This window comes from Dietzia sp. B19 (assembly GCF_014145155.1).
Classification (GTDB): domain Bacteria; phylum Actinomycetota; class Actinomycetes; order Mycobacteriales; family Mycobacteriaceae; genus Dietzia; species Dietzia natronolimnaea.
Map to the genome: position 1 here is coordinate 1 of NZ_JAALED010000559.1, position 7,754 is coordinate 7,754.

At 65.7% G+C, this 7,754-nt stretch carries 6 protein-coding genes; 2 read left to right on the forward strand and 4 right to left on the reverse strand.

Annotation, left to right across the window (positions count from 1 at the left end; genetic code table 11):
• Positions 1-1,018 precede the first annotated feature (1,018 nt).
• Positions 1,019-1,597 carry a hypothetical protein gene (locus G6020_RS15220; protein WP_146193813.1) on the forward strand — a complete coding sequence of 193 codons (579 nt, stop codon included), beginning with the start codon at positions 1,019-1,021 and terminating at the stop codon, positions 1,595-1,597.
• Positions 1,598-1,875: 278 nt separating this feature from the next.
• On the opposite strand, the gene G6020_RS15225 is transcribed toward G6020_RS15220, so the two are convergent.
• The 4 genes from G6020_RS15225 to G6020_RS15240 form a co-directional block, all read right to left on the reverse strand.
• Entirely contained in the window at positions 1,876-3,009 is a 1,134-nt protein-coding gene (locus G6020_RS15225; RefSeq protein WP_182611194.1) for a hypothetical protein, read from the reverse strand.
• On the reverse strand, positions 3,002-3,418 hold the full coding sequence (locus G6020_RS15230) for a hypothetical protein (RefSeq protein ID WP_067715278.1): 417 nt from the start codon (positions 3,416-3,418) through the stop codon (positions 3,002-3,004). Before G6020_RS15230 ends, G6020_RS15225 begins: the two co-directional genes overlap by 8 nt.
• A 122-nt stretch (positions 3,419-3,540) precedes the next feature.
• Positions 3,541-4,392, reverse strand: a complete 852-nt coding sequence (locus tag G6020_RS15235) for a nucleoside hydrolase (RefSeq protein WP_162845754.1) — start codon at positions 4,390-4,392, stop codon at positions 3,541-3,543.
• Between the two features lie 641 nt (positions 4,393-5,033).
• Entirely contained in the window at positions 5,034-5,306 is a 273-nt protein-coding gene (locus tag G6020_RS15240) for a hypothetical protein (protein ID WP_182611195.1), read from the reverse strand.
• Between the two features lie 1,964 nt (positions 5,307-7,270).
• Between G6020_RS15240 and G6020_RS15250 the strand changes: the two genes are divergently transcribed.
• Positions 7,271-7,612 (forward strand): hypothetical protein, encoded by a 342-nt coding sequence (locus G6020_RS15250; protein ID WP_107749306.1) that lies wholly within the window; start codon positions 7,271-7,273, stop codon positions 7,610-7,612.
• The last annotated feature ends 142 nt before the right edge of the window (positions 7,613-7,754 follow it).

Below are 7,754 nucleotides of genomic sequence, written 5' to 3' on the forward strand. Positions count from 1 at the left end.
GGAGCTGGGGCCTGCTGCACGGGCGCGACCGCCTGCTGGACCGCGGGAGCCTCCGGAGCGGCAGCCTCCGATGCTTGCTCTCGACGAGGGTCGGGCTTATCTTCCTTCTTCGCCTTCTTGACCTCGACGGCCGCGGAGATGCCGGCTTGCTGCGCCACTGGCTTCGCCCGCGCTGCTGCGGGAGCAGGCGTCGCACGAGTCGTGGCCCGAGTGGTCGACGCCTGACCCTCCACGACCGCGGCCTGAGCCGTCGTCGCCTTCGCTGGCTTCTGGGCCTCGGTGATACCTGCCTGCGTGCCGGCCAGGGCGAGAGTGGCGCCTCCGAACGCGACAATCGCTGCGGTGGTTCCGACGAGCGCTCCCCTGAGCGCGGTCCGAGATTGGTGCATGGTCTACCCCTGTCGCCGTTTTATAGTGACACCCTAACCCCTCCGGGGCGCATGTCAACGTCACTATAGGACGCAACCGTAAAGTCGTGGGGAAACATCAGGACGGCGACGGAGGAGTGCACATGGGAAGGGCCTCAGCCCATGCCTTCTCCCCCGAGGTTCTTGTCGATTTGCGTCGCAGCGCGGGCCTTTCGCAGGCTGCGCTGGGTGATGCACTGGGGGTGAGTTCGGGCTCAGTCCGTGCTTGGGAGCGGGGTCGGAAGATCCCTCAGGCGGATATGTTGGGTCGGTTGGCAGAACTGTTGAGTGCGGCGCTCTCGAGCACCGTTACCGTTGCCGACCTGGTCGACATTCCCGATACCGGCAGAACTCTCGCTGACTGGCGTGTGCTCCGAGCCTTGACTCAAGGTGAAGCCGCGCGACGCGCTGGCCTTTCCACCTCGCATTATGGGGCGATTGAGCGTGGAGACAGCCCCTTGGCGGCGCATAGTGTTCCCCATCTCGCTGATGCTCTGGGAATCACCCCGGACGAGGTCATCGCTGCCGCAGGTGAGGGCGGGCAGGGCGGTTAACTGCTTTTGGGCCTGTCCACAAAGAACTTGACAGGTGTCCGGCCTAGGCTTGTGGACATGACAGCTCGACTTGCCGACGCGGTACGGAGGAGGCGCGCCGAGCTCTCGCTCAACCTGATTCAAGTCCGGGACCGGGGCGGCCCGCGGGCGCCCATCATGGTGAGAATCGAACGCGGAGACACCGAGGTGATAACCCCCGAGATCCTCGACGCTCTTGACCGGTCGCTGGAGTGGACGATCGGTAGCGCAGCGAGCACTCTTGAAGGAGGCACTCCCACTCCCCGAGAGACGGCGGAAGTGCAGTTTGCACCGTCGGGGGTCACGATCTCCCACGGCGAGGTCGCTGCTCTCACCGCCGCCACATTCCGGTTACAGCAGCTTTCCAGTGACCGCGCCCAGGATTCCGACCTGGTCGAGGCTATCGAGGACCTCGCCCAGGCAGTGGCCCCGCTGTATGGTCAGTTCATCACGGAGTTACTGGCCGCGAATACCCACGGACTTGGTAGCGATATTGTCGTTGACGCAGTAGCTCCGCTGCTGGCCGAGCGTGCGGACTCCGAACTCGACGAAGGCGCTGCGCTGCGTAGATGGCTGGCGATGCCGGACGCCAAACGTGATCGCGGGGAGGACGCATGACGCAAGCGGACCGACTTCAGCAACTCATGTGTGTATGGCGTGATCCCTCTGGTGGGATGCGCACCGTCGAGGAAATTGCTGCGCACACGCCACCGACGGTTGGCGTTACTCCCGAGCTGTTGGGAGACGTGCTCGCGGGGAAGTCAGTGCTCACCGAAGCCCAATGCGAGGCTGTCGCTGCGTTCTTCAAGGTCCCCGGTCGCTACCTCAGCGATGGGGACGAGAAAATTCATGAGCAGCTGGAGCTGCTCGGGCACCTGGTGAATGCAGGTGCAAGGTCAGTCCGACTGCGGGGCAAACCGGTCGACACCACGCGAAAAGCCCTTCTCGCTGCCGTGTCCCGCCGTGTGTCGTAGTTGCTTGGCTCGCTGCCACTGCACCGACAGCTCCCCCGCCTGGCCGACGGCGTCGACGGCAAGCAGACCCTCGTCACCGAGGTGGTCTGTTCGCCTGTCGCGCTGCATCGCCGCGTCCTGAATTGCGAGTGCGAGGATCAGTGCCGGAGGTTCGGCGCTTACTTTGCGAGCTGCGCGCATATGACGGTCGTTCACCAGGGGCGCCAGATGAGCAAGAGCGTCGACGCTCTCCACGATGGCTCGGAGGCGGTGCTCCTTGCCGCGCAGACTCCACGGATCACTGAGAGCCACCTCAGGGCACGCCGTTCTCAGGTCCAGCCACATAGCCGTCATCGGATCGACCCAGCTATCTTCCGCTCCACGGTTGGCCACCAGTGCCGAAATGACGGCACCAATTGTCAGAAGAACTGCGAAGACGACCCCGTTTGGTACACCGCGGCCGTCTAGGAGACTGTGATCATCTCGAAGAGCGCTGAACCCCACGCCCACAAACACGGTGAAGTTGTCGATGACCAGGAAGGCGTAGACCAGCGTCACCACCGCGCCGACTAGCCGCGACCGGCTTAGTCCCCAGGAGCCGATGAGCTGTTTGACCAGCAGAACCAATCCGACCAACGTGGGAAGACAGAAGATGGCGAAGTACCACAACGCCCAGCCGCTTGGAGCAGACTCCATTTGGTCACCGGCGCGTGGGGCTACAGCGGCAGTGATGACCAGTAGCACCGTCAGCCCGCCGCTAATGGCGTAGAGGATAGGCACCAGCCGTGGGTGTTTGACGTCGCCCTGCGTGGCAAACCAGAGCAAGATCACGCCAGCCACCGCCACGAGGCACGCTCCATGAATTAGTGCGCGCAGGATCGCTGCCCCAAGGAGCGGTTCAACGACGTCGTAGATCGGGCCCACCTTCAATGTCAGGGCCACAGCCCCCGCGGCCAGCGATTCGGTTAGCCGCCGGGGTGCTCCACCGCTGCGTGCCGTGTACACCCGCCACAAGATCGCCGCCCAGGTGATCGCAAGTAGCGTGAAATCGAGCCAGGCTGGCAGCAGATTACGCATGGTTATCCACCCCAAAGGCGCGCCATAGCTCCCGCCCACCAGACGTTTCCTGGGCTTGGCGCAACTGCCTCTCGACCTCGATCCCGGTGGTCATACGCGCAAGGATGAGTGTGCCGAGGAACTCCGCTTCGTACTCCTCTAGCGAAGAGTGGTTCTCGCGTTTAAGCAGGCGGTGAACCTCGCTCAAGTCCAGATCCGGAAAGTACGCGTCCATTCCGTGGGCCGCGTCCGGCGTGGCGAGGTCTCCCCGATGTCCCAGGAGCAGGTGGGCGATCTCGTGGGCCGTCACGGCATCTTGGTGCCACTGCGGTGTGCCGGCACCCAGAATGATGTGGTCCGCAGAGTCGAACTGGACCAGCAGGCCGCACGCCTCCGTACTCAGCGCTCCCTCCATCTGCTCGACTGTCACGGGTCTCCCCCGCTGTCGAGAGATCTCCCCCAGCAAGGACTCTCGAGTCCACGGCCGCGCGCAGCGAATGCCGCGTAGTGCCCGCCGCGCTCGACGACGAGCCATGAACAGCTCGCGTCTGTTCATGCCAGCGCTTTCGATACGGCGGACCGAACGACCCCAGCACAGGACTCATCGGCTGGAACCGTCAGCATCCGGTGATCGCCCCCTGGCGTTCCCCACATTGAGGAGCCGACGAAGGTGGGGGTCACCCACTCCCATTTCCCCAACTCAGATCCGACCGCAGCAAGAGCGGCAATCGTGTCGTAAGCCGACGGAGACCACACCTGCCGCCCTGCCCGCTGCGCACAATGCCACCCGTAGGCCTCGTGAATCGACCGCTGAAAGCGCCCGCTGGCCGTGGTCGAACCGAACTCCGACTCTCTGAGCCATATGTGCTCCCCAGCGTTGATCGTCACCCAATCCACGCCGAGATTCTCGACGACCCATGTACTCGCGGCAATGTCTACCTCCGAGTTGGGATCTCGTCCCGGGTCCGACTCTCCGACGATGCCGGCGCCACCGACAGCAACAATGCGCGGGCTCGATTGCGGCTTTGCCGCAGCTAGATTGGTCATCGGACCTAGACAGAGCAGGACATCCTCCGACCCCGCCGATTCGCAGAACTCGAGGATCGCCTTGGGCGCGGCGTGCGGATCGCCTGGTCGATCCGGCCTTGAACCGTGGCCGCCCAGCCCATCAGGGCCGTGGACCAGGCGGGGCGTGAAGGTGGGACCCGGCACAGGACCGGCAATCACCGGTATATGGTGTCGCATCACCGCGAGCACGTCGGCAACATTCTTCGCCGCTTGCACGGCTGAGGTGTTCCCCGAAGTCGTGGTCACGCCGATGATCTCGACCTCGGGACGGCTCACCAGCACGGCCAGGGCCAGGGCGTCGTCAACGCCGCAGTCAGTGTCAATGAAGATTCGCACCCAAGCAGGGTATGCGAGAAACGCCGACACCGGTTTATAGTGTCGCCATGGCCATCAGCGGCGTGTCGTCCGCCATAACAGTTACAGATACCGGTAGGAATGCGGTCATGGCACAGCCACACAAGGGTGATCGACGACTCGTCGGTACGCGTCTCGCGCGCGACGTCCACGATGAGGTTCAGCGTCGGGCTGCCGACGCTGGCACATCGGTATCCCAGTACGTCGCAGATGTCCTGGCCGCGCACGTCGGCCGGACTGACGAGATCCGAGAGACCCCCGCTGATGCCCTGTTCCCACGCCACCAATTAGAGGAGCCGCCGCTCGCAGACATCGCTTAGCGCATAGAACACGCGCACACGATCAACTGCATAGCGCACCCACACAAAAGCGATCGCCCCCCGGAGGCAACCGAAGGGCGATCTTGAGAGTGTGACCGGAAAGAGTTACCAGCTCGAACCGGTTTTTGGTGCCCAACTGAAAGGCAGAACTGCTTGCGAAGCTGTTCTGAGGGTAGCTCACACCCTGTGGACGTGTCCAGCACCGCCGCGCCGGAACTCGTCTCGACTGAGCCAGACCCTCCAACCACCATTACCGTCGTCGATACTGCGGCCCTCGCGGAGCTCGCGGCTCTCCTGGCGGACTCAACCGTCCGCGCCTGGGCCCTCGCTCCGACCCAGGGCGACAACCAAGCGATCCAGGTCGGTAGCGGCAACGCCGACCAGCTCGTGCGCCGCGCTCGCCTCGGCACTGAAGCCGCAACATGGGCCATCGTCGCCCAGCCACGTCCAGAGCTGGTCGCCCTCGACATCGACGAGTGCGCCGAACTGGTAGTCCCCGAGATTCGTCAGGCGGCTGCGGATACTGCGACCGTGGTCGTCGCCGCGGTCGCCTCCGGGCGCGACGACTGTCTTCACCTCTGGTGTATTCCGGCGACCAGGCACGGCCGCGACGAGCTCCTGCGACGTGTCGCTCTCATCCGTGAGCACCATCGGCTGCCGGCCGCGGCGATCGACCACCGTGAGGGCAAGGCCATTCGACTGCCGGGCAGCGTAAGCCTCAAACCCGAGGGGCGTCCCGCGCAGCTCGTCGACCTCGAGACCGGGAGAGCGACTGACGTTCGCACGGTAATCCGAGCTGTCCAGGCCTCGCTTCCTCGCGACGCGCGGGGATCCGCGCCACAGCGGCTGCGTCGTCGACAGCCGGCTCCCTCAGCCATTCCCCTGCCCTTGCCGGTTGACGACGGCACGCGCCTGGTGACCGAAGCGCCTCGAGCGTGGCGCCGGCGCGCACAGTTCACGCCCGAGGACTGGGCGATCCTCAACGACGACACCCGCCGCGACCGGTCCGCGGCCGCCACGGACGCCGCGTGGGTTCTTTGGCGTCACGGCATCCGCTCGGCGACCGCCGCGCTGTGGTGGTACCAGCGCACTGCTGCTTTCGGGAAGTTTCGTCAACGTGACGAGGTGTCCCGCCGGGACGGCCGGACTTCTGACTGGTCCGCCTGCCGGCAGCACTGGGCTTCGATCGCCCAGCGTGCGCGAGCATTCCGCCCAGAGATCCCCGAGTCAGACCGCCGCACCCTCGACGCAGCACGGGAGGAGATCCGCTGGTGGGGTGATGCCGACCTCCAGGCAGCTGCCGCCGTGGTCATCGACCGGTTCAGCGACGGGTACGGACTGGCGGGCCGGCCGATCGCTCGCCGAGATCTGCAGCTCGCACTCCACCTGTCCGACGGCGCAGCGTCCGACAGGCTCGCGGCCCTGGTTAAGCGAGGGCTGCTTGTCGTGAGCCACCCGTGGAGCTCCACCACCCCGCGGGAAGCGACCCGGTATGACCTCGCGGTCCCCGCGACCACTTACCGGGGGGAAACCGCCCATGACGTCACAAGCCCTGCGGTGCCCCTGCAGCACCCCCTCTGGGGACTCCTCCGCCACACCAGCCGGCGCACCCTCTTCACCCTGCTACGCCACCCCGCCTCCCCCACCCGCCAACTCGCTGCTCTCCTGGGCCTCCCTCCCGGGGACGCCACCCACGGGGTCCTCCACCTCCTCCGGCAGCTCGAGGACGCCGGGCTCGCTACCCGGGCGGGCAGCGGTCGCGGAACGCTCTGGTCCGCCGCCCCCACTCTGGACCTGGACGCCGCGTCCCGTCGTACAGGTGCGCTGACGAGGGCCCAGGAGCTGGCCGCCCGCATCTGCGGTGAGCGCGCCTGCTGGCACGCCGAGAGTCACGCAGAGACCGCGCGGACTCTCCGCGGGCTCCACGTTCTTCGCGCACGTCTCACTCACGCTGAGGCTCGCGGGCAGAGCCCTCGCCCACACCCTGCTCCGCGGCGCCGCACCCATCCTCGCCCTCCCCGTCGAGCAGCCCCCCGCGGTCGCCACTCCCCTCCGGTGGGCCCGACCGCCGCGACGCCAGCGCGAGAGCGCCGGCCTAGCCACGCCCCTCGATCTGCTCCCCCGCCGTGATGTCACCAGCGTCCACTGCCTCCGAGCGGTCGTACTCTTGCCCCATGCACACGGGCTCTCCTGAACTGTCCGAGTGCCGCACTACGACTACGTTGGGGGTGCTGTCCCAGCCATGACCGGCTTGCTCGTCACGCTCTACGGACGCGAGTCCTGTCCGCCGTGCATGAGGACCAAGAAACTCCTGGATCAAGCTGGTGTGGCGTTCCTTTAAGTCGACGTCGACGAAGACCCGGACGCACTCGAGGGACTCACCGAGCAGGACTGGGTGACCGCCCTGCCAGTCGTCATCACCCCAGAACTCCAGTGGTGCGGCTACCGGCCTGAACACATCAAGACAATCACCACCAGGTACGGGCCCAGTTAAACTGAGTCGCAGACGAACAGTCACCCCACACTCGAAAGGACCAGCCATGGTCATCGACGGCAACGTCATCGAAATCGGCACCCTCAACCAGCTCAAATCCGGCAGCAGCGTGCTCACCATCAAAGTGCGACACCGCGCCTACAACCCCACCGCCCGCACCTTCACCGGCGAGGTCGTCTACGACGTCGAGCTACGCAAACAACTCGCCGAGAACGCCCACACCAGCCTCACCATCGGCGACGACGTCATCATCGACGCCGACGAACACGACCTGGCCGCCACCATCTACACCGACAGCCACGGCCAGAACCACCCCCAACTCAGCGGCGCCAAAGCCCGCAACATCGGCATCAGCATCCGATCCGAAGCACTGCCCGTCACCACCTAAGAGCACTATCTGCCCGGCCGCCGCGGGTCGACTGGGGCCAGCTCCCGCGTGCAACACCGCCCGGTGACTCCCGGGGCGTAGATCCCTGGCCGTGGACGCCGGCACTGCCCGGTGGTGGGGCGAACCGGTGGGCGGCCCTCTT